The following is a 20270-nucleotide window of genomic DNA, read 5'->3' on the forward strand; positions in this document are numbered from 1 at the left end:
GTCTTCCTTATCATCAAGAACGGAATAAACGGCTGTACTGACGCTCGTGCGCCATGCTCGCCAGGGCCAGGCCGAAGGCGGCGCTGCCCCAGTGTTCGGGTTGTAGTTCACTGGCGTGGCGCTGCGCCTGGTCGAGCATCGGCAGCAGCTCTGAGGTCAAACGCTGGGCGGCTTGTTGACCCAGCGGTAGGGTTTTCATCAGCACCGCCAGCTGGTTTTCCAGCCAGCCCCAGAGCCAGGCCGCCAGGGCATCTTCTGGCGCTATCTGCCAGGCGCGGGCTGCCAGTGCCCAGCCGACGGCCAGGCCGGGTTCTTCAAGTTCGTTGAATAGTTGCTGCGCTGGCGAGTCCAGTTCCGGCAGACCGCTGAGCAACTGCTGCAGGGAGTAACCCATCTGCCGGCTTTCCAGGCGCAGCTCGCGGGTTTCGCGGCTGGCGCGTTGTTGCTCGGCGATGTGGCGCAGCTGGGCCCAGTCCTCGCTGGCAGCAGCCTGGCAATGGGCGAGCAGCAGCGGTGCCTCGAAGCGCGCGAGATTGAGCAGCAGCTGATCGGCAATCCAGCGCTGGGCGCTCTCGGCGCTATCGACCCGACCCTGTTCCACGGCCATTTCCAGGCCCTGGGAATAGCTGTAACCACCGATCGGCAGCTGCGGGCTGGCCAGCCGCAGTAGCTGCCAGGCGTTATTCACTTGCGCGCACCGAATTGATGCAAGCGTGGTGCATAGCTGAATTCGGCATCGCCAGCATGGGAGTGGTGATGGCCGCCGCCGTAAGCGCCTTGCTCGGGTTGGTAGGGCGCTTCGATCAGCTGCACCGTGGCGCCGAGCTGCTCGAGCATGGCCTTGAGCACGTAGTCATCCGGCAGGCGCAACCAGCCATCACCGAGTTGCAGGGCCACGTGGCGGTTACCCAGGTGATAGGCGGCGCGCATCAGTTCGAAAGGGTTGGCGCAGGTGACGTGCAGCAGCGGCTCGGGGCGGGCGAGCACGCGCACGATGCGGCCGTCTTCGGCTTGCAGGTATTCGCCATCGTGCAGCGCCGGCTGGCCGCGTTCGAGGAATAGGCCGACATCCTCGCCGGTGCGGCTGAAGCAGCGCAGGCGGCTTTTGCTGCGGGCCTCGAAGCTCAGTTCGAGTTCGGCGTCCCAGTTGGGCTGGGCGGCAATACGGCGGTGAATCACCAACATGGGGCAGTTTCCGGCAGGTCAATACCGGTTATAGAGCAAGTGCCTTGCCAAGCTGCTGCCTGGCCGCATGATGCGGGCTGTGCGGCGGGTGTCGTGCCTAAGTATTGGGCATTGATGGCTGCGCTTTGGTGCGCGCACGAATTGTGTGCGCAGTTGTGGTGCGTTTAGTCGTTGTGCTGGCCCAGGCCTTGCCAGTGCTTGGCACCGATAAAGATAAAGCGCAGCTGCTCGATCATCTTCGCTTCGGGGGTGGCATGCCGTGGTAGGGCGCGGGCGGGCGGATCGATCAGTTCGGGCAGGGTGGCGAATACGGTCTTGACCACCAGGTCTGCCAGCACGTTCTGTGCTGGCGTATCGAAGTGCTGCAGCTTGGGCATCAGCGCCAGATCCGCCACCAGGTCAGCGGTGATACGTTCACGCAAAGCGCCTACGGCCAGGCGCACCGGCAACGAGCCACCGTACTGTTCACGGGCGAGAAACAGAAACTGTGAGCGGTTGGCCGCCACGGCATCGAGGAAAATCCGCACCGAGGCATCAATCACGCCGCCCAGCTCGAATTCGTGGTGGCGTACCTGGCGAATGGTTTCGCGGAAGGTTTCGCCCACTTCGGCCACCAAGGCCAGGCCGAGGGCATCCATGTCGTCAAAGTGCCGGTAGAACCCGGTAGGCACAATCCCGGCGCAGCGCGCGACTTCACGCAGACTCAAGCTGCCAAAGCCACGGCCGCTGTCCATCAGGCTGCGGGCGGCGTCCATCAGGGCGTGGCGGGTTTGCAGTTTTTGTTCGGCGCGCGGTTGTAGTGGTTTCAAACTTCGAGGCTCGGCATGGCGTTCAGCGCTGCACTCTAACAAAGCGGTGTTGCAGGCGTCGAACCGCAGCGTGTACGACTTTGAGTGTACGAGTGTTGACTGAGTGCTTGTGATTCTGCCAGTCTAGTGAACAAATGTTCACTGGAGTCTGTCATGACCCTGATCCCTTTTGCGTGGGTGCGCGGCTGTACGCGCTTGCTTGCGCCCTTACGGGTGCTGGCGGCGCAGGGCTGGTTGCGCGAAAGCGATGTCGATGCTGGGCTGAAACTGCTGCACCCGGCGCTGCGCTTGAACCGGGTATTCGCCCGGGTCGTTCAGCGCCAGTGGGTGGCGGATGACATGCTTGAACTGACCCTGCAGGCCAACGGTAACTGGTGCGGCGCGCAGCCGGGTCAGCACCTGCAGCTGTTCCTTGAACGCAATGGCGTGCGCCTGAGCCGCAGCTACAGCCTGACGGCGGTGCAGCCGAATGGCTGCGTGCAGATCGCCATCAAGCATCAGGCCGGCGGCCGGGTGTCACCCTATTTACTGGAACACCTGGCGGTGGGTGATGTGCTGGAACTGGGGCCTGTGTATGGCGAATTGAGTTGGCCAGAGGCGCACGAGGGGGTGTTGTTGTTGGCGGCAGGCAGTGGCATCACGCCGTTGCTGGGCCTGCTGCGTACCGCGCTGGCGCAGGGCTTCAGTGCGCCGATCACGCTGCTGCATTACGTGCGGGAGCAGGGCCAGCGCGGTTTTGTTGCCGAATTGCAGGCCCTGCAGGCGCAGCACAGCAACCTGCAGGTACGTTGGTCACTGACCGCTGCCGGAGTTGGAGCGGAAGGATCAGTTGGGCGTTTTACGGATAAGCATCTGGCCGATGTTGCGCAGTTGGATCAGCGCCGCGTTCTGGCCTGCGGCCCGGCGGGTTTTGTCGGCCAGGTGCAGCAGTGGTGGCAGGCCGCCAAATTGCCTGGCGCGCTGCAGGTTGAGGCCTTCACTGCGCCCGTGCTGCGCGCCGATGTCAGCCTACGCGAAGTGCGCTTGGGGTTTGCCCGCAGCCATCAGCAGGCGACCGCCAATAATCAGCTCAGCTTGCTGGAACAGGCCGAAGCCCATGGCCTTAAGCCGGCCCATGGTTGTCGCCAGGGCATCTGTGCCAGCTGCACTTGCACGTTGCTCAGCGGCACGGTGCGCGATCTGCGCAGCGGGGCACTGTTTAGCGAGCCCGGACAACCCATTCGTTTGTGCGTCAGCGCGCCCCACAGCGATGTCGACATTGATCTTTAACTTGCGAGGGAATCCCCATGCGTCGTGATCGCGAACTCTCCCTGGATGAAATGAACGCCTTCGGCAGCGAGCTGGACGCCCTGCGTCAGCGCACCCTGGCCGATCTGGGCGAGGCGGATGCACGCTATATCCGCCGGATTCGCGCAGCGGTGCGGTTCTGTTGCTGGAGCGGACGTGGCCTGTTGATGCTCGGTTGGTTTCCGCCAAGCTGGCTGCTCGGCACCCTGCTGCTGGGGCTGGGCAAGATTCTGGAGAATATGGAGCTAGGGCATAACGTCATGCACGGCCAGTACGACTGGATGAATGACCCGGAGTTTGCCGGTCGCAGCTACGAGTGGGATATCGCCGGCCCGAGTGACTTCTGGCGGCACACCCACAACCATGTGCACCACACCTGGACCAATGTGCTGGGCATGGACGATGACGTGGGCTATGGCGTGGTGCGGCTGTTTCCCGAGCAGCGCTGGAAGCCGTTCTACCGTTGGCAGCCGCTGTGGGTGACGATTCAGGCGCTGTTGTTTCAGTACTCGGTGGCGATCCAGCACCTGCGTCTGGACAAGGTCTACAAGGGCAAGCTGAGTAAGGCCGAAGTGCGCCCGCTGATCAAACAGTTCAACGCCAAAATACTGCGTCAGTGGGGCAAGGATTACCTGTTCTTCCCACTGCTGGCGCTGCTGGTCGGCGCTAATGCCATGGCAGTGCTCGCCGGTAATGTGCTGGCCAACCTGATCCGCAATCTGTGGACCTTCACGGTGATCTTCTGCGGTCACTTTACCGAGCAGGCGGCCGTGTTCAGCAAGGAGTCGGTGGTCGGTGAGAGCCGTGGCCACTGGTATCTGCGTCAGCTACGCGGCTCCAGCAACCTCAACGGCGGGCCGCTGTTTCATATCCTCACCGGCAACCTTAGCCACCAGATCGAACACCACCTGTTTCCTGATCTGCCGGCACGGCGCTATGCGGCGTTGGCCGTGGAAGTACGGGAGATCGCCGAGCGTTACGGCCAGGTTTATAACAACGGCAGTTTGTGGAGCCAGTTTTCGACTGTGCTGAGGCGGATCTGGATTTACCGCCGGCGCCCTGCCGAGGCTATGCCGGCTGGCGTGTAAACACGCAAGTCATATACCGGTTGCTAAAGCCATAGCGCAGCATCGAATACAGCCGGCTGAACAGGTACAGCGGGCGCTTGCGGTAGTACAGCAGCACAGCATTGCCGACGCCTTCGGAGCGGTGCTGTTTCTGTTGATCGACCTGCTTCGAGAACAAGCCTTTGAACTGCCACCACTGAATCTGTTCCAAGTGCTGGCGGGCATGCAGCCCTTGCTGGCGGAACAGTGCATAAAAGCTGCGTTTGCTGAAGTCATGCAGGTGGTGGGGGTTGCCGTCCAGGGTTGGAGTGATCGGCACCGAAGCGATGACCTTGCCGCCCTCGGCCAATAAACGTGCATAGTTGGCCAGCAGCACGTGCGGGCGTGGCAGATGCTCGATGGTTTCCAGGCTGACGATGCAATCGAAGCCCAGGTCGCTGCTGAATTGTTCGGCATCGGCGCATTCATAACGCAGGTTGGACAGCTGGTAATGCTCGCGGGCGTAGGCAATGGCCGACGGGTCAATGTCCACGCCGGTAACCTGCTTGTCCGGGTTGCGCTCGGCCAGTAGGGCTGTGCCGTAGCCGCAGCCGCAGGCCATATCCAGCACGCGCTGGCCGCTGAGATGCTCGGCGGCGAACTCATAGCGCTGCATATGAATCTGCAGGCTGGCCTGGTCATCCGGGTTGAGCGGGTTGAGATCCTTCGGGTAAATCCGTTCGATGGTATGCATGGTCATGGCAGCGCAAAGAGAAGCCGGGACTATATGTCAGGCGGCCCACTTTTCCCACGAGCGGCATTGGCATGCTTCGTGGTTCTGCACTTTCTTTCTCGGCGGTATGACACAAGGATGGTTTGCTATGTCGACATCTTCTGCACCCCGTTATCCCCTGGTTCTGGTGCCAGGTTTGCTCGGCTTTATCAGCCTGCTCGGTTATCCCTACTGGTACGGCATCGTCACGGCGCTGCGCCGCATCGGTGCAAAAGTCTTCCCGGTGCTGGTGTCTTCGGTGCATTCCACCGAGGTGCGCGGCGAGCAACTGCTGTTGCGCATCGCCGATGTGTTGCAAGAGACCGGCGCAGAAAAGGTCCATCTGATCGGCCATAGCCAGGGCGCCCTGACGGCGCGCTACGCGGCTGCGCTAAAGCCCGAGTGGGTGGCGTCCGTTACCTCGGTGGCCGGGCCTAACCATGGCTCGGAACTGGCGGATTTTCTCAAACGCAAAGCCCCGCACGGCAGCTGGCGCGAGCGTCTGTTGGCGCGTCTGCTGCGTGGCGTGGCCCGCTGCATGGCCTGGCTGGAGCGCGGCTACAAAGGTGAACCATTGCCGATGGATGTGGCAGCAGCGCAGCAATCACTGACCAGCGACGGCGTGGCTGCATTCAATGCGCAGTATCCGCAGGGTCTGCCTGAAGTCTGGGGCGGTGAGGGCGCAGCCGAGGTCAACGGCGTGCGCTACTACTCCTGGTCCGGCACCATTCAGCCGGGGATCACCGATAAAGGCGGTAACCGCTTCGACGGACCGAATGTCGCCTGCCGGATGTTTGCCAAAACCTTTCAGCGCGAGCCTGGGCAATGCGATGGCATGGTCGGGCGCTACAGCTCACACCTGGGCTCGGTGATTGGTGATCAGTACCCGCTGGATCACTTCGACATCATCAATCAGACCTTTGGCCTGGTCGGCAAAGGCGCCGAGCCGGTCAAATTGTTTGTTGAGCACGCGCAACGGCTGCAGGCCGCAGGACTCTAGTGTCGCGTCACAGATCATTTGTCGTGGAGTGAGTTGCCGTTAGCCATCGGGTTGTAGGAGCCGGCCATGCCGGCGATTCGCACGCATGGCGTGCTCCTACAGGTCGGCGATAGTTGACCTTATTGCGACACTAAGAGCTCTTAGGCGTCGTTAAGATCAACCCAGATGCCCTGATCATCTTCACGAACTGCCAGTATCTGCAGCGATTGCCCTGCGCAGGGGCCGGCGACGCATTCGCCGGACTCGATCAGAAACAGTGCGCCGTGGGTGGCGCACTGGATCATGCTGGAGCTGTGATCGAGAAACTGGTCGGGCAGCCATTCCAGTGGGATGCCACGGTGCGGGCAGCGATTGCGATAGGCATACAGCTGGCCGTCCTTGCGCACGGCAAACAGCTTCTCTCCCGCTATCTCAAAGCCCCGGCTCCGGCCTTCGGCCACTTCATCCGGTGCACACAAACGCAACATAGGAACCTCCCCGACAGGCCGGCATTATGCCGCCCTGGCGTGGAAGTGAAAGAGGAGGGCGCATCCTTGCGCCAAGTGGAACTCTTTTTTGCGGCTAGTTGATAGCGCGGTAGACGTGTTGCTGGGTTAGATTTCCCAGACCAGATTGACGGCGGCATGGCGGCCCGGCTGGGTATAGCGGCCTAGGCTGGCGCTGTTTTCGGTGAGGCTGCGGACATCGCCCCATTGCCAGTATTGCTTGTCGCCCAGGTTGTACAGGCCGGCATTGACCGAGAACTGCTCAGTTGCCTGCCAGTAGCCCGTCAGGTCGAGCAGGCCGTAGCCGGAGGGTTCGTACTGGTTGGCGATCTGGGTTTCGTCGACACGCTCCTTGGCCGCCACCAGAGTCCAGGCCAACTCGCCGCCGAACTGACCGCTCGGGGCGTCATAGCCGAGACCGAACACTGCTTTTAGCGGATCAACACTGTTGATCGGCTGGCCGCTGGCTTCGTCCTTGCCGCGTGCATAAGCAATCGAGCCGCGCAGACGGGTGCCGTCCGGCAGGCCAACGCTGTTGAGGAACAACTCGCCTTTGGCTTCTGCACCGCGGATGGTGACGCGATCCAGGTTCTGGTACTGGAAGGTCATGCGGCCGTTGCCCGTCGGATCATTGGCCAGGGTGACCTGCTCAATAAAGTCGTCGTAGCGGTTGTAGAACAGCGCCAGGCCGAAGCTGCCTGCGCTGTATTTACCACGCAGGCCGAGCTCGTAGCTGTCGCTGGTTTCGGCCTTGAGGTCGGGGTTGGCGATGGTCTGGTAGCCGCGGGCAAAGTTGATGAACTCACCGAAGATATCCACGGCATTGGGCGCGCGGAAGCCAGCGGCGTACTGGCCGTAAACGCTGTGAGCGTCATCGAGCTGGTAGGTCACCCCAAACTTGGGCGAGATTGCATCGTCTTTGTAATCCGAGGGATTGCTGTTGACCGGTTTGCTGTTCAGGTATTCCTGAGTCACGTCCGGCTTCATCTCGTAGTGGTCGTAGCGCAAGCCCGGCAACAGGGTCCAGCGACCAATCTCGATATTGTCCTGGGCGAACAGTGCGTACTCGGTGGACGTCGGGTCGGGGAAGTCGCTCAGGGGAAAGGTTTCATCTCCAGGAATAGCCGGCACCGGCAAACCATTGCTGGCGAAGACTTCGCGGCCGCGGCGCAGGTCGCTACTGTCCAGGCGTTTGACGTCGAAACCATAGATCAGTTGGTGCTTGGCGCTGCCGGTTTCGAACAGCTTGTCGAACTTGGTATTGAACGCCCACAGCTTCTCTTCGTAAGTGGAGTCGCGCATACGCTCGCGCAGGTTGCCAGCGCTGAAACGCGTTTGCTCGGTGCGTTGGCGGATCTGACTGTCCTGATAGCTCAGCTGCCATTCAGCGCGGTCGGCGATGACGCTGCCCAGCTCGAACTGGTGTTGCAGGCTGACGCGCTGGCGGTCGGTGGTGTCAGTTGCATCGGAGGTGCGCACGGTGGCGGTCGTGCTGTATTCGTTGAGCACCTGGGTATCTGCGCTGTCTTCGAGGGTTTCGTAGGTCAGCTGCAGACGGTCGCTGTCGTTGTAGTTCCAGCCGAGCTTAGTCAGCAGGTTGTCGGCGCGGTAATCCTGCGGGTTGGCTTGCTCGCGTGCGGCACCGATGCCGCCACGACCGCCATAGGTGTCCTGAGCCTGGCCATCGCGACGGCCGAGGTGCAATAGGCCATCGAACTGACCTTTGCGTGCGGCCAGGGTAGTGCTGCGCATCCAGCTGTCGTCGGCGCCGTTGTAACCGGTCTTGAGGCGCGCGTAGACGTCGTCACCTTCATCCAGATAGTCGCCTGCATCCTTGGTCAGGAAGCTCACCGCGCCGCCAATTGCGTCGCTGCCGTATAGCGAACTGGCGGGGCCGCGGATGATTTCCACCTGCTTCACGGTATCCGGGTCGACGTAGTTGCGCCGCGCATCGAGGAAGGGGCCGAAGGTGAAGGCATCAGGGGTCGGTACACCGTCCACCTGGGTCAGCACGCGGTTACCACCAATGCCGCGGATGGTGAATCCCGCCAGGCCGAAGCGGCTCCCGGTGCCGCCTACGGTCACGCCTGGCTCATAGCGCACCAGGTCCTGAATGTTCTTCACGTTCTTCTGATCGATATCGCGTTCGGTCTGTACCGACACTGTGCTCGGCACTTGGTCGAGGGTCTGTTCGGTGCGGGTTGCCGTGACGGTCACGGTATCGAACTGGTTCGGCGCTTTCTCGGCGCCAAGGGTCAGCGATGGGCTGAGTAACAGCAGGGCAAGCCAGGGGCGGCGGGCGAATGGAGGACTTCTGTGCATGGGGACTCCAGGATCGTACGGGTGGTTTCTGTGACCACCGGGTTGGCATCGGCGGCAAACCTAAACGACATTGACATGCGAATGCAAATAATTATCAAATAGATTTAATTCGATTTGACTGGGTAATCGCATGTTGCGTTTGTCGCTGTTTCTGCTGCTGTCGCTGGCGCTGCATACCGCCGGCTGGCTGCTGCATGGCGAGGCGCAACCGCCTACGTTGAGTGCGGTGCAAACCCGCGAAGCGCCCCAGGTATTACGCCTAGCTGCCGTGCTGCAACAGGCCGAGCCCGCGCCGGCCAAGCTGCCTGTGCAACCGCAACCGCAACCGCAACCGCAACCGCAACCGCAACCGCAACGCCAGGCGGTCGTGCCTAGAAAGTCCCCGGCACCTAAGCCTGTCGTGCAGGCGCCAGTGGCCAAGGCAAAGCCAGTGGTAGCGGCACAGCCAACTCAAAACCAGCCGGTGCAAGCGCAGCCAGCCGAGGCAACCCGTCAGTCGGCTGCGGTGCGTGCAGCGGCTCAAGCCGCGCCTGCCAAGCCGGTTGCCACAAAGCCGGTCGCTGAAGTGCTTAGCCGCAAACCGAGTTTCAGCGAGCCGCCCCGCCAGCCGAATTACCCGTCCCAGGCGCGGCGGCGTAATCAGCAGGGTGTGGTGCTGGTCGAGGTGCGTCTGGATGAGCGCGGCCAGCAACGCAGCCTGAATGTACTGCGCTCTTCGGGCGTAGAGAGTCTTGATCGCGCCGCTCTGGAGGCAGTTGCCAAGTGGCGCTTTCGCCCCGAAACCACCGGCGGTCAGGCTGTGCCTAGCCGTGTACAGATCCCTATTCAGTTCGCCTTGACGGCGAGCCGTTGATTAATCAGTGAGGAGCTTTCCATGAGTACACACGCCCAATCCGTCGCGCCCAGTAATGATCTGTATCTGGCCTGGCAGGTGCTGCGCAGCGAGCAGCCACGCCTGCGCGCTCGGGATGCCGCCGAGCGTCTGGCCGTCAGCGAGGCCGAACTGGTGGCCAGCCGCCTCGATGTCGATGCCGTGCGCTTGCAGCCGGACTGGGCGCAATTGCTGCCGGCACTGGGTGAGCTGGGCTATGTGATGGCGCTGACCCGCAACGAGCATTGCGTGCATGAGCGCAAAGGCTATTACCGTGAAGTGACTGTGACCGGTAATGGCCAGATGGGCCTGGTGGTGTCGGCCGATATCGACCTGCGCCTGTTCCTAGGCGGCTGGGCCAGTGTGTTTGCCATCGAAGAGCAGACCAGCAAAGGCACCCAGCGCAGCATTCAGGTGTTCGACCGCCAAGGCATTGCGGTGCACAAGGTGTTTCTCACCGAAGACAGCCAGCTAAGTGCCTGGGCGCCACTGGTGGAACGTTTCCGCATGGCTGAGCAGAGCACCGAGTTGGAACTGATGCCGCGGCCCCAGGTGCAGCCCGCGCAAGCCGATGCCCAGATAGATGCGAATGCTCTGCGCGTGGGTTGGTCGACCCTCAAGGACACTCACCATTTCTTCGCCCTGCTGAAAAAGCACGGCACTACACGCACCCAGGCCCTGCGCCTGGCCGGGAGTGAGTGGGCCGAGCCGCTGGACGTGCACGAACTGCCCAAACTGTTGGAGCAGGCTGGGGCGCGTGAAGTGCCGATCATGGTGTTTGTCGGCAATCGCCACTGCATCCAGATTCACTCCGGCCCGGTGCGCAACCTGCGCTGGATGGACACCTGGTTCAACGTGCTCGATCCCGAGTTCAATCTGCACTTGCAGACCACTGGCGTGACCGAGCTGTGGCGGGTACGCAAGCCCAGCACCGATGGCGTGATTACCAGCTGGGAAGCCTTCGATGCCAATGGCGAGCTGGTGGTGCAGCTGTTTGGCGCGCGCAAACCGGGCGTCCCAGAGCGCGAAGACTGGCGCGCCCTGGCCGAAAGCGCGCCAGCGCTGGAGTGCTGAGATGAGCCAGTGGTGGAGTGCGATGGGGCCGCTGGGCTGGCCGCTGGCGCTGTGTTCGCTGCTGGCGCTGGCACTGATTCTGGAGCGCCTTAGCGTATTTCTGCGTTTGCAGCCGCTGAGCACTGCCGCCGGGCGTGCGGCTGTCAGCGCCTGCCGCACCTGTGAACGTGAGCACTGCAAAGGTCGCGCGCGTGGTTGGCGCTATGGCCTGGCGTTGTTGCTAAAACATAGCGCCTTGCCGGCGGTGCAGCGCGAAGAGCTGCTCGGCTGCTGGTTGCTGGAAGAGCGTCAGCGTCTCAACCGACAACTGCGCTTGCTGCAGCTGATCGGCATGCTGGCGCCCATGCTCGGGCTGCTCGGCACAGTGCTGGGCATGCTTGAGATGTTTGCCAATATCGCCGGGCAGAACCGCCCGGTCACCCCTGCGCTGCTCGCCGATGGATTGTGGCAGGCGCTGTACACCACGGTGTGGGGCTTGCTGATCGCCATACCGGCGCTGGCGGCAGGGCAGGGCTTTGCCTTGTGGGCCGAGCGTTATCTGGAGGGCGTGCAAGCGTTACTCAATCGTTGTCAGCTGGCATTGGATGGTCTGGAGCTGGAACTGCCGAGTCATCAGCCAGCCGCGCAGTGGGTGTTGTCGTGATCCGCCTGCCGGCTGCCAGCAATTCTCAGGGCAATCTGTTGCCCGATCTGACACCGCTGCTCGATGTGATTTTTATCGTGCTGGTGTTCTTTCTGCTGACCGCGCAAACGCCACTGCTGGAGCTGCCTTTGCAGTTGCCGCAGAGCCGCGAGGCGCTGCCAACAGCGAATGCCGGCAGTGGCGAACGCATGCAAATACAGCTCTCAGCCGAAGGTGCTTGGCGCTTTAACGGCGTGCAGCATGCGGATTTCAACAGGCTGCGCACTGAACTGACTGCAGCCTTTGTCGCCGACAACACGGTAGGTCTGGACCTGGCGCTGGATCGTCAGGCACCGCTATCGGCATTTCTCGATCTGATGGCCTTGCTGCAGCAGCAGGGCATTCAAGACAGTCGCATTCTTCTAGAGGCCAACCATGAAACGCCTTAATACTTTGTTCGCCCTGGGCGCGAGCCTGTTGTCCTGTGCCTCGGCGATGGCCGCCGAGCCGTTGCCGCAACGCTGGATCAGTTCCGGCGGCTCGCTCAGCGAGTGGGTGGTGGCGTTGGGTGGCGAAAGCCGTCTGGTCGGGGTGGACAGCACCAGTCAGCATCCAGAATCGCTGCGCGCACTGCCGAGCATCGGTTATCAGCGCCAGCTGGCGGCCGAGGGCATGTTGACGCTGCGCCCGGATATGTTGATTGGCAGTGAAGAGATGGGCCCGCCGCCGGTGCTGGCGCAATTGCGCGGCGCCGGGGTGTTGGTGGAAATGCTCTCATCCAAGGCGGATCTGAGCAGTTTGCAGGCCAGCCTGCAGCGCATCGGCACTCTGTTAGGTGAGCCGCAGCGTGCTGATCAGGCCTTTGCGGCCTATCAGCAGCGCTTGCAGCAGCAGGCCGACTGGCTGGTGACTGCGCAGCGTCAGCAAGCGGCTCCGGGGGTGTTGCTGTTGCTCGGGCATGCCGGTGGTAGCCCGATGGCGGGCGGCAAGGACACTTCGGCCGATTGGCTGATCGAGCGTGCCGGTGGGCGCAATCTGGCCAGCCATAGCGGTTACAAGGCACTGTCCACCGAAGCCCTGCTGGCGCTTGATCCCGAGGTGGTGATCATCGCCGACCGCAGCCTGTCCGGTGACGCCGCGCGTGAGGCATTGCTGCAGCAGAACCCGGCGCTGGCGGCGACCCGGGCGGCACGTGATCAGCGTTTGTTGATGCTTGACCCGACGCTGCTGGTCGGTGGCCTTGGCCCGCGTTTACCGGATGGGCTGGCGGCCTTGTCCGCAGCCTTTTATCCTGCCAGCCAACCCCTGGTCGCCGAAGCTAAGCCCACGCTATGAATCCTGTTATTCGACCGCGCTCACTGTTTATCGCACTGGGCCTGTTGCTGGCGCTCGCGCTCTGGTTATCCCTGGCGCTGGGGCCGGTCAGCCTGCCGCTGCTCGATACTCTCAAGGCAGCTCTGCGCCTGCTTGGCCTGGCGCAACCGGGTGATGATCTGGCCCAGGCTGAATTGATACTCGGGCAGATTCGTCTGCCGCGCACCCTGCTCGGGTTGCTGGTCGGCGCGGTGCTGGCGTTGTGCGGGGTGGCGATGCAAGGGCTGTTTCGTAACCCGCTGGCTGACCCGGGCCTGATCGGCGTATCTAGCGGTGCGGCGCTCGGCGCGTCGATTGCGATTGTCGGCGGCGCTGCCCTTGGCGGTTTGCCGGAAGCCTTTGCACCTTATCTGTTGTCGTTGTTCGCCTTTATCGGCGGCCTTGGAGTGACGGCGCTGGTCTATCGTCTGGGCCGGCGTGACGGCGAAACCAATGTGGCGACCATGTTGCTGGCTGGTATTGCGCTGACCGCATTGGCCGGCGCGGCCATCGGCCTGTTCACCTACCTGGCCGATGACGCCACCTTGCGCACCCTGACGTTCTGGAACCTGGGCAGCCTGAATGGCGCCAGCTACGCACGTCTGTGGCCGCTGCTGTTGGTCACGGCCGCCGTGGCGCTGTGGTTGCCACGACGGGCCAAGGCCCTGAATGCCCTGCTGCTGGGCGAGTCCGAAGCGCGTCATCTGGGTTTTGCTGTTGAGCGGATCAAGGCTGAGCTGGTGTTCTGCACCGCCTTGGGCGTCGGTGCAGCGGTGGCGGCGGCGGGGATGATTGGCTTTATCGGCCTGGTGGTGCCGCATCTGGTGCGTCTGCTTGTGGGGCCGGATCATCGCGTGCTGTTGCCAGCGTCAGCGTTGGCGGGTGCCAGCCTGCTGCTGCTGGCTGATCTGGCCGCACGGCTGGTGCTGGCGCCGGCCGAATTGCCGATTGGTATTGTCACGGCGCTGATTGGTGCGCCGTTCTTTCTTTATCTGTTGTTGCGAGGGCGTACCTGATGCTGCGCGCGGAAAATCTGGCGGTACAGCGCGGCCCGTGCACGGTGTTAGCGGATATCAACCTGGAACTGCGTCCGGGTGAAGTGCTCGGCGTGCTTGGGCCCAATGGCGCCGGCAAGAGCACCTTGCTCGGTGCTTTGTGTGGCGAGCTGCAGCCGAGCCACGGCGATGTCTGGCTGGATCAACGGCGTTTACAGGACTGGCCCGGCAGCGAGCGTGCGCAACGTTTGGCGGTATTGCCGCAGACCTCGACGCTGAATTTTGCCTTTCGCGTGGAAGAAGTGGTCGGCATGGGCCGTTTACCCCATGCCAGCGGCCGCCTGCGTGATGCACAGATCATCAAGCAGGCGTTGGAAGCGGCCGATGCCTTGCATTTGGCCGGACGCAGTTACCTGGCGTTATCCGGCGGCGAGCGCCAACGTGTGCACCTGGCGCGTGTGCTGGCGCAGCTCTGGCCCGGTGGGGAAGGGCAGATGCTGCTGCTCGATGAACCTACCTCGATGCTCGATCCACTGCATCAGCACACCACGCTGCAGGCCGCTCGCGCTTTCGTCGAGCAGGGCGCAGCCGTGCTGGTGATTCTTCACGATCTCAACCTGGCCGCGCGTTACTGCGACCGCCTGTTGCTGCTGGAACGTGGCCGCCCTCATGCGCTCGGTAGCCCTGAGGACGTGCTGCGTGCCGAACCGCTTCAAGCCGTATTCGGTCTTGAAGTGCTGGTGCAGCGGCATCCAGAACGGGGTCATCCTTTAATTGTTGCTCGTTAAGGTCTTGTTTATGCGTATTGCGTTATTGCTGGCTGCCGCGCTGTTGAGTGCCTGTCAGACCTCGTTACCGGCTTTACCCGCCTGGCAAAGCCCGGAAGGATTACAACATCCTGAGCTTGGGCAGATTGTTGAGCTGCGTACTGGCGCGCGGCTGACGCCTGAGCAACTGCTGACGCGCTTGGCCGCGGCACCCAAAGTGCTGGTCGGCGAGCGGCATGACAATCCCGATCACCATGCGCTGCAGCTCTGGCTGTTGCGGGCACTGGCAGCGCAGCGGCCGCAAGGCAGTCTGCTGCTGGAAATGCTGACCCCTGATCAACAGGTCAAGGTCGATCAGGTACGCGCTGCTATCGCGGCAGGGCAGGCGCCGCAGGACATCTTGAGTGCTTTGAACTGGCAGCCAGGCTGGGCTTGGTCGCTGTACGGGCCGTTGGTGCAGCATGCCCTGCGTCAGCCTTATCCGCTGCTGGCGGCCAACCTCGAGCGCCGCGAAGTCATGCAGATTTACGCCCAGGTCCCACAACTGCGAGGTCCGGCATCCACGGCGCAGCCGGTGCGCGAGGCGCTGTTCAAGCAGATTCGGGAGTCGCATTGCAACCTGCTGCCGGAAAGTCAGTTGCCCGCCATGCTCGCCGTGCAGCAACAGCGTGACCGGCGTATGGCCGAAGCCCTGCTGGCTGCGCCGGCGCCAAGCCTGCTGTTTGCTGGCGCCTTCCATGTGCGCCGTGAGTTGGGTGTGCCGCTGTATCTGCAGGATTTAGGGGCAGCTGAAGGTGTGCAAGTGCTGATTCTTGCGGAGGTCGGCAGCCAGGTTGACGCTGAGTCGGCCGATTACGTCTGGTACACGCCAGCGCAACCTGAGCAGGACCACTGCGCAAAACTGCGACCCTAGCCCGATTTGCCTGCGGCTGAGCAGGTAGTCTGCGGTTTTCACCGGAGACTGCTGATGCCAGCCGCTGCCCACGCCCTGCTTACCCGCTACTTCAACGCCCTCAACGAACGCGACAGCCGTGCCTGCCTGGCCCTGCTCAGCGACGATGTGTTGCTGGACATCAACCAGGGCCCGCGCGAGCAGGGAATAAAAGCCTTTGCCGACTATTTGGAGCGCACCCAGCGCTGCTACCGCGAAAGCATCGATAACCTGCAAATCCTCACCGAGCCAAGCGGGCAGCGCGCCGCTTGTGAGTTCACCCTGAGCGGCGAATACCTGAGCACTGATGATGGCCTGCCGGACGCCTGTGGCCAGAGCTATCAGCTGACGGCAGCGAGTTTCTTCGAGATTCGCGACGGCAAGATCTGCCGCGTAAGCCAGCATTTCAATCTGCCGGAATGGTTGGCACAGGTCGATTTCTAAAGGCTGCTAAGCGTACTTTTCGATAGGCAAAAAAAGACCCGGCAAGAGCCGGGTCAATAACCGTGATTAGCCTGATGAGGAGATAATCTGAAGAGGCCGACTGAAGGTCTCTTAAGCTTATCGGCTGATCTCGCGATCAGTTGCGGTAATAATAACAATTCTCATTTTCAAGTCAACACCCTTAAGTAAACTTTTTTATTTGCCTGCCAACTACCTGCTCGGCCCATAAACAAACAACCCGACACAAGGTCGGGTTGTTTAGGCTGCAAGCGGGTTTCAGGACACTTCGGCTGGCAGGCGCAGCTGGGTGACTTCCTTGTTCAGTAGGTCGATGCGTTTGGCCATGCTCTCGATCAGGCTGTGGGCAATGCGCGGGTTGCTCTGCATCAGGCTGAGGAACTGCTCTTTGGGAATGACCATCACGGTGCATGGCTCGCTGGCCAGCACCGTGGCGCTGCGCTTCTCGCGGGTGAACACCGCCATGGCGCCGAAGATTTCATCCTTCTGCACGTCACCGACCTTGTGCCCGTCGACGTAGGCCTCGGCATGGCCTTCGATGATGATAAAGACGTTGTCGGCGACGTCGCCCTGATGGATCAGCTCTTCACCCGCAGCGAAATGCTGGAAGCCGGTGGAGGGGCGAATTTCTGGCTGTTTCAAGCGCGCCAGGGCATCGGAAAGCAGGGCGGTATGGCCGATCAGGTACTGGATAAACAGTTCCTGGCGCTGTTCGCTGGCATAGATGTGTTTGAACACGTCGCTGCGTGAATAGGGAATCAGACTCAGCTGTTCTTCACTGCTGTAGCGGCAGCTGGGCATGTCCAAGCCTTGGCGCAAGCCTACCAGGTCGCCTTCCTGCAGATAAAACAGCGGACGCTCATCGACCACGGCATGCAACAGGCCATTTTCAATGATGAATAACTGATTGCCCGGCAGCATCTTGGCCAGGTCTTCTGCGCGTTCAAGCTGTAGTGGCGATCCAGCAGGTGCAAGCCCATCGAGCAATTGAGTGGGGATGCTTTGTAGTCGGTTGATCAGCTGATCGGCGTAAGCCGGTTGCTCCCCGAGTAAATACATGAGCGAATATCCTTGAACTGGCTGGGCATACTAAACCGCACGAACGTCCCTAAAACAATAGTTGCCAGCGCGCTTCAGGTAAATCAAAAGCCTGAGAGGTTGTGAGCTAGCTCTTGTTGTGGGGTGAACTTTCATTGAGCTGGCCATTGAGTTCGGCTTTATGCCCAGGTGGCAGTTCGTTCCAGTGCACATCCAGCAGTGCGCCTTCAATCGCATACAACAGCACTTTAGATGCCCTGAAGCCCCTTGCGCGAACTGCCCGGTAGGCGCTGACGGCCCCTAGCCGCCGCAGGTCATTCGCGCTGTGGATACCGACTGCGTGTAACCACTGAGCTGAGGTTTTGCCGAGGTTCTTCAAATGTTGCAGTTCATCGTTCATCAAGCCTCCTTGCGCCGTTGAGCCGTTGTGCGGTGGAGTCAGTTTGGCGTACCTGCCAGAAAGTGTAGCGGCCAGCGGACAAAGCGTGGCTGTTTGGCATCACCCCAGATTTGCTGCAGCTCGGGCAGTAATTGGGACACCGGGTCCGTAGCATTTTCCTGCTCATAGCGCTGAACCGCCGACCAGGTACGCAGGTAGCCCAGCAGGTGTTCCAGCGTCCAGCTGCTTTCGATCGCCGAGGTCGGCGGAGTGCATGGGGTAAAGGGATTGTCGATATCGCTGTAGCCGACATCCACACTGGCGCGGCCTGCAGGCCAATAGCCGCCGAGGGTATTCCAGTAAAGATCGTCGATCAGTGCGTCCAGCTCATCGTCAATGCGCATCAGGCTGTAACACCACGCACAGAACACGCCGCCAGGCCTGAGCAGGCGACGCACTTCGCTGAAGAACGCTGGAGTGGCGAACCAGTGCAGTGCCTGCGCTACCACGATCAGGTCCAGGCTGTGATTAGGCAGCGGTTGCGCATGCGCTTCGGCGACGAACCGTTGCACCCCCGCGTAATTCTTGCCGGCTACCACTTGTTTAAGGCTGGCATCACTGGCCAGCACCTGCTTGAAATGCTGTCGCAGTGGGCGACTGGCCTGCCCGCTGCCGCACGCAATGTCCTGTGCCCGTTGGTGTGAGGCGCATTGCGCGGCCAGCCAGGAAAACAGACTGGCTGGATAGTGCGGGCGAAAACTGGCGTAAGCATCTGCTCGGGCACCGAACAGTTGGCTCACGTCGTTGCCCCTCACCGGGTGTTATAGCGCAGACGGGTGCCGAAATTAACCGACATCAGAATCTCGTCAGCTGTCAGTTCGACTGGGAAGTAAGCGCCAGAAATCTGCGCGTGGGCCAGGCTGGCACCTTGCAGTTGAGCGTCGCGCAGGTCCAGGCCGCGTAAATCGGCGCCGCGGAAGTAAGCGTTGGTGAAGTTGATGCCCTGTGCGTCTAGGGCGCGTAGGTCAAGCCCGCGAAAATCACCGTCGCTCAGGTCGACGATGACATCCTTGGGCTTCTGCGCATTGAAGGCTGAGATTTTTTCATTGTGGATCAGGGCATACAACGGGTTATCCAGTTGTCTGGGCTGACTCATGGGGCATCTCCATATGAGGGTTATCCTCAGTATAGAAGTCGCGGCGCGCTCTGCTCGCGCCGCGGATGCGTTTCCCTGAACTGATTAAACGCCCGGCAAGCGCTGACGAATACGTGCGATCAGGGTATCCAGGCTGGCGCTTTCGTGGGTGTCGACGCGCTTGCTGTGCAGCAGCTCATGCTCACTCAGTGCTTCGCGGCTGGCGTGTTGGGCCTTTACAACGTCCATGGTGGCGTCGGACGGGTCGTTGCCGGCGGCGTTGCGTTGCTCCAGCCAACTGGCAATTACTTCATCTGGGGCGTGGCATTCCAGAATAAGAAAAGGCGCGCCGCAGTTCTCTGCTACCTGGCCCGCCGCGTCGCGCTGTGCGTGCTTCAGGTAAGTGGCGTCGATCACGACCGGAAAACCAGCGCGCAATGCGGCTTCGGCGAGCTGGTGCAGGCGTTGGTAGGTGGCGGCACTGGCGTCTTGGGTATAGATGCCGGCGCTGAGCTTGCCGAGGTCGGTATCTTTCTGTTCACCGAACAGGCGTTTGCGTTCCACATCCGAACGCAGGCGAACAGCTCCGAGCGCTTCAACCAGACGCATGGCCACATGGCTTTTGCCGACAGCGGAAACACCGTGGGTAATGGCCAGGAAGCTTGATGGGATGGCGCTGTAACTTTCTGCCAGGTTGGCGTAGTTGCGGTACTGGCGCAGGGTCACGGCCTTTTGCACGGCATCGGTCTGATGGGCCAGGCTAAACAACGCAACCTTGGCGCGTACCAGGGCGCGATAGGCTTTGTAGAAATTCAGCAGCTCCAGAGCGGCGTAATCACCGGTGTGCTCCAGCCAGGCATTGACGAAGCGCCAGGCATGGGCCTTGAGGCCCCGGTCTTCCAAGTCCATCGCGAGAAAAGCGGCGTCCGAGGCGATGTCGATCAGACGGAACGGTTCGTTGAATTCAATGCAGTCGAACAGCACCACCTGATCGTCCAGCAGCGTGGCATTACCCAGATGGATGTCGCCGTGGCATTCGCGAATCGAGCCATTGGCCGCGCGTGCGGCCAGCAGCGGTTCAAGGCGCGCGCAGTTAGCTTCGGTCCAGGCTTCAAGAGCTTCCAATTGCTGCAGGTCGGCTGCGTCGCTGAGCATTGGACGGATCTGTTCGAAGTTCTGCCGCATGGGAGCGACGATTGCTTCAGGGGTACATAGCGTATGGCTGGCTGCGACGGCTGGGGTCGAACCGTGGAAGTCGGCAATCTGTTTGGCCAGGGCATCGATATGCGCTTCGCTCAGTTCACCACGCGCCTGCACCTCACTGAGTAGCTGGCTTTGTGGGAATTGACGCATTTTCAGCGCGTATTCGATAACAGGACCGTCGCTGCCAAATTGCGGTGCATCGACGCTGCCGCTGATCGGCAGTACTTCCAGGTAAAGACCCTGGGTTAGGCGTTGGTTGAGGCGCAGCTCTTCCTTGCAGAAGTGTTCGCGTGCGCTCAGCTCGGTGAAGTCGAGAAAGCCGAAATTCACCGGTTTCTTGAGCTTGTAGGCAAAGGGGCCGGTGAGCACCACCCAGGAAATATGGGTTTCGATGACCTGGAACTGCTCTACAGGATGAGGGTAGAGGGCCGGGTTCTGCAGTGCGGTGATCAGAGCTTGGCTCACGGGCGATCCTTGGCGTTGTGCTGATATAAGAGGCGGCCATTATGGCCGCTCAACGCCAGTCTGCAAACC

23 protein-coding genes are annotated in these 20270 nt (G+C 61.5%); 12 read left to right on the forward strand and 11 right to left on the reverse strand.

The features are described from left to right. Window positions 1-13: 13 nt before the first annotated feature. From BLO50_RS19830 to BLO50_RS19840, 3 genes are all read right to left on the reverse strand, one after another. The gene (locus tag BLO50_RS19830) at window positions 14-688 is read right to left on the reverse strand and encodes an urease accessory protein UreF (RefSeq protein ID WP_090256009.1); all 675 of its coding nucleotides are present in this window, start codon (window positions 686-688) and stop codon (window positions 14-16) included. Then, window positions 685-1185: an urease accessory protein UreE gene (ureE, locus tag BLO50_RS19835; RefSeq protein ID WP_090256010.1), complete on the reverse strand. Its 501-nt coding sequence runs from the start codon at window positions 1183-1185 to the stop codon at window positions 685-687. Before ureE ends, BLO50_RS19830 begins: the two co-directional genes overlap by 4 nt. Before the next feature lie 164 nt (window positions 1186-1349). Then, window positions 1350-1940 (reverse strand): TetR family transcriptional regulator, encoded by a 591-nt coding sequence (locus BLO50_RS19840; RefSeq protein ID WP_090256045.1) that lies wholly within the window; start codon window positions 1938-1940, stop codon window positions 1350-1352. A gap of 207 nt (window positions 1941-2147) precedes the next feature. On the opposite strand from BLO50_RS19840, the gene BLO50_RS19845 reads away from it, so the two are divergent. Together BLO50_RS19845 and BLO50_RS19850 are read left to right on the forward strand one after the other, a co-directional pair. After that, window positions 2148-3263 carry a ferredoxin reductase gene (locus BLO50_RS19845; protein ID WP_090256011.1) on the forward strand — a complete coding sequence of 372 codons (1116 nt, stop codon included), beginning with the start codon at window positions 2148-2150 and terminating at the stop codon, window positions 3261-3263. Between the two features lie 17 nt (window positions 3264-3280). Then, complete coding sequence (locus BLO50_RS19850; RefSeq protein ID WP_090256012.1) at window positions 3281-4369, forward strand: fatty acid desaturase family protein; 1089 nt, start codon at window positions 3281-3283, stop codon at window positions 4367-4369. On the opposite strand, the gene BLO50_RS19855 is transcribed toward BLO50_RS19850, so the two are convergent. After that, a complete protein-coding gene (locus BLO50_RS19855) occupies window positions 4350-5087 on the reverse strand; it encodes a class I SAM-dependent methyltransferase (protein WP_244152919.1) in 738 nt (245 codons plus the stop codon). The two genes, BLO50_RS19850 and BLO50_RS19855, sit on opposite strands and share 20 nt — an antisense overlap. A 121-nt stretch (window positions 5088-5208) precedes the next feature. Between BLO50_RS19855 and BLO50_RS19860 the strand changes: the two genes are divergently transcribed. Then, entirely contained in the window at window positions 5209-6099 is an 891-nt protein-coding gene (locus BLO50_RS19860) for an esterase/lipase family protein (protein WP_090256013.1), read from the forward strand. 140 nt (window positions 6100-6239) lie between these two features. Here the strand turns inward: BLO50_RS19860 and BLO50_RS19865 are convergent, their stop codons facing one another. Both BLO50_RS19865 and BLO50_RS19870 read right to left on the reverse strand, forming a co-directional pair. Beyond that, on the reverse strand, window positions 6240-6566 hold the full coding sequence (locus BLO50_RS19865; protein ID WP_090256014.1) for a Rieske (2Fe-2S) protein: 327 nt from the start codon (window positions 6564-6566) through the stop codon (window positions 6240-6242). A gap of 126 nt (window positions 6567-6692) precedes the next feature. Beyond that, complete coding sequence (locus BLO50_RS19870; protein WP_090256015.1) at window positions 6693-8906, reverse strand: TonB-dependent hemoglobin/transferrin/lactoferrin family receptor; 2214 nt, start codon at window positions 8904-8906, stop codon at window positions 6693-6695. 130 nt (window positions 8907-9036) lie between these two features. Between BLO50_RS19870 and BLO50_RS22180 the strand changes: the two genes are divergently transcribed. The 9 genes from BLO50_RS22180 to BLO50_RS19915 are packed head-to-tail and all read left to right on the forward strand — an operon-like array spanning window position 9037 to window position 15963. Further along, window positions 9037-9759 (forward strand): energy transducer TonB, encoded by a 723-nt coding sequence (locus BLO50_RS22180; protein ID WP_090256016.1) that lies wholly within the window; start codon window positions 9037-9039, stop codon window positions 9757-9759. A gap of 21 nt (window positions 9760-9780) precedes the next feature. Then, window positions 9781-10851, forward strand: coding sequence for a hemin-degrading factor (locus tag BLO50_RS19880; RefSeq protein WP_090256017.1), 1071 nt, complete (start codon window positions 9781-9783; stop codon window positions 10849-10851). Between the two features lies 1 nt (window position 10852). Further along, window positions 10853-11494: a MotA/TolQ/ExbB proton channel family protein gene (locus tag BLO50_RS19885; protein WP_167354481.1), complete on the forward strand. Its 642-nt coding sequence runs from the start codon at window positions 10853-10855 to the stop codon at window positions 11492-11494. Then, entirely contained in the window at window positions 11491-11922 is a 432-nt protein-coding gene (locus BLO50_RS19890) for an ExbD/TolR family protein (protein WP_167354482.1), read from the forward strand. Before BLO50_RS19885 ends, BLO50_RS19890 begins: the two co-directional genes overlap by 4 nt. Then, window positions 11909-12808, forward strand: a complete 900-nt coding sequence (locus tag BLO50_RS19895) for a heme/hemin ABC transporter substrate-binding protein (RefSeq protein ID WP_090256019.1) — start codon at window positions 11909-11911, stop codon at window positions 12806-12808. The genes BLO50_RS19890 and BLO50_RS19895 overlap by 14 nt, the downstream gene beginning before the upstream one ends. Further along, window positions 12805-13842, forward strand: a complete 1038-nt coding sequence (locus tag BLO50_RS19900; protein ID WP_090256020.1) for a FecCD family ABC transporter permease — start codon at window positions 12805-12807, stop codon at window positions 13840-13842. The genes BLO50_RS19895 and BLO50_RS19900 overlap by 4 nt, the downstream gene beginning before the upstream one ends. After that, window positions 13842-14609: a heme ABC transporter ATP-binding protein gene (locus BLO50_RS19905; protein WP_090256021.1), complete on the forward strand. Its 768-nt coding sequence runs from the start codon at window positions 13842-13844 to the stop codon at window positions 14607-14609. Before BLO50_RS19900 ends, BLO50_RS19905 begins: the two co-directional genes overlap by 1 nt. A gap of 10 nt (window positions 14610-14619) precedes the next feature. Beyond that, the gene (locus tag BLO50_RS19910) at window positions 14620-15501 is read left to right on the forward strand and encodes a ChaN family lipoprotein (protein WP_090256022.1); all 882 of its coding nucleotides are present in this window, start codon (window positions 14620-14622) and stop codon (window positions 15499-15501) included. A gap of 54 nt (window positions 15502-15555) precedes the next feature. Beyond that, window positions 15556-15963 (forward strand): nuclear transport factor 2 family protein, encoded by a 408-nt coding sequence (locus tag BLO50_RS19915; RefSeq protein WP_090256023.1) that lies wholly within the window; start codon window positions 15556-15558, stop codon window positions 15961-15963. Between the two features lie 276 nt (window positions 15964-16239). Here the strand turns inward: BLO50_RS19915 and BLO50_RS19920 are convergent, their stop codons facing one another. The 5 genes from BLO50_RS19920 to BLO50_RS19940 all read right to left on the reverse strand — a co-directional run bounded on the left by BLO50_RS19920 (window position 16240) and on the right by BLO50_RS19940 (window position 20201). Next, window positions 16240-17040: a cyclic nucleotide-binding domain-containing protein gene (locus tag BLO50_RS19920; RefSeq protein ID WP_090256024.1), complete on the reverse strand. Its 801-nt coding sequence runs from the start codon at window positions 17038-17040 to the stop codon at window positions 16240-16242. A 106-nt stretch (window positions 17041-17146) separates the two neighbouring features. Beyond that, window positions 17147-17419: a TfoX/Sxy family protein gene (locus BLO50_RS19925; RefSeq protein WP_090256025.1), complete on the reverse strand. Its 273-nt coding sequence runs from the start codon at window positions 17417-17419 to the stop codon at window positions 17147-17149. Window positions 17420-17457: 38 nt separating this feature from the next. Further along, window positions 17458-18198 carry a class I SAM-dependent methyltransferase gene (locus BLO50_RS19930; RefSeq protein ID WP_244152920.1) on the reverse strand — a complete coding sequence of 247 codons (741 nt, stop codon included), beginning with the start codon at window positions 18196-18198 and terminating at the stop codon, window positions 17458-17460. A gap of 11 nt (window positions 18199-18209) precedes the next feature. Then, entirely contained in the window at window positions 18210-18554 is a 345-nt protein-coding gene (locus BLO50_RS19935; RefSeq protein ID WP_090256027.1) for a pentapeptide repeat-containing protein, read from the reverse strand. Between the two features lie 84 nt (window positions 18555-18638). Beyond that, entirely contained in the window at window positions 18639-20201 is a 1563-nt protein-coding gene (locus tag BLO50_RS19940) for a bifunctional aminoglycoside phosphotransferase/ATP-binding protein (RefSeq protein ID WP_090256028.1), read from the reverse strand. Window positions 20202-20270 lie beyond the last annotated feature (69 nt).

Source organism: Pseudomonas peli, from assembly GCF_900099645.1.
Classification (GTDB): Bacteria; Pseudomonadota; Gammaproteobacteria; order Pseudomonadales; family Pseudomonadaceae; genus Aquipseudomonas; species Aquipseudomonas peli.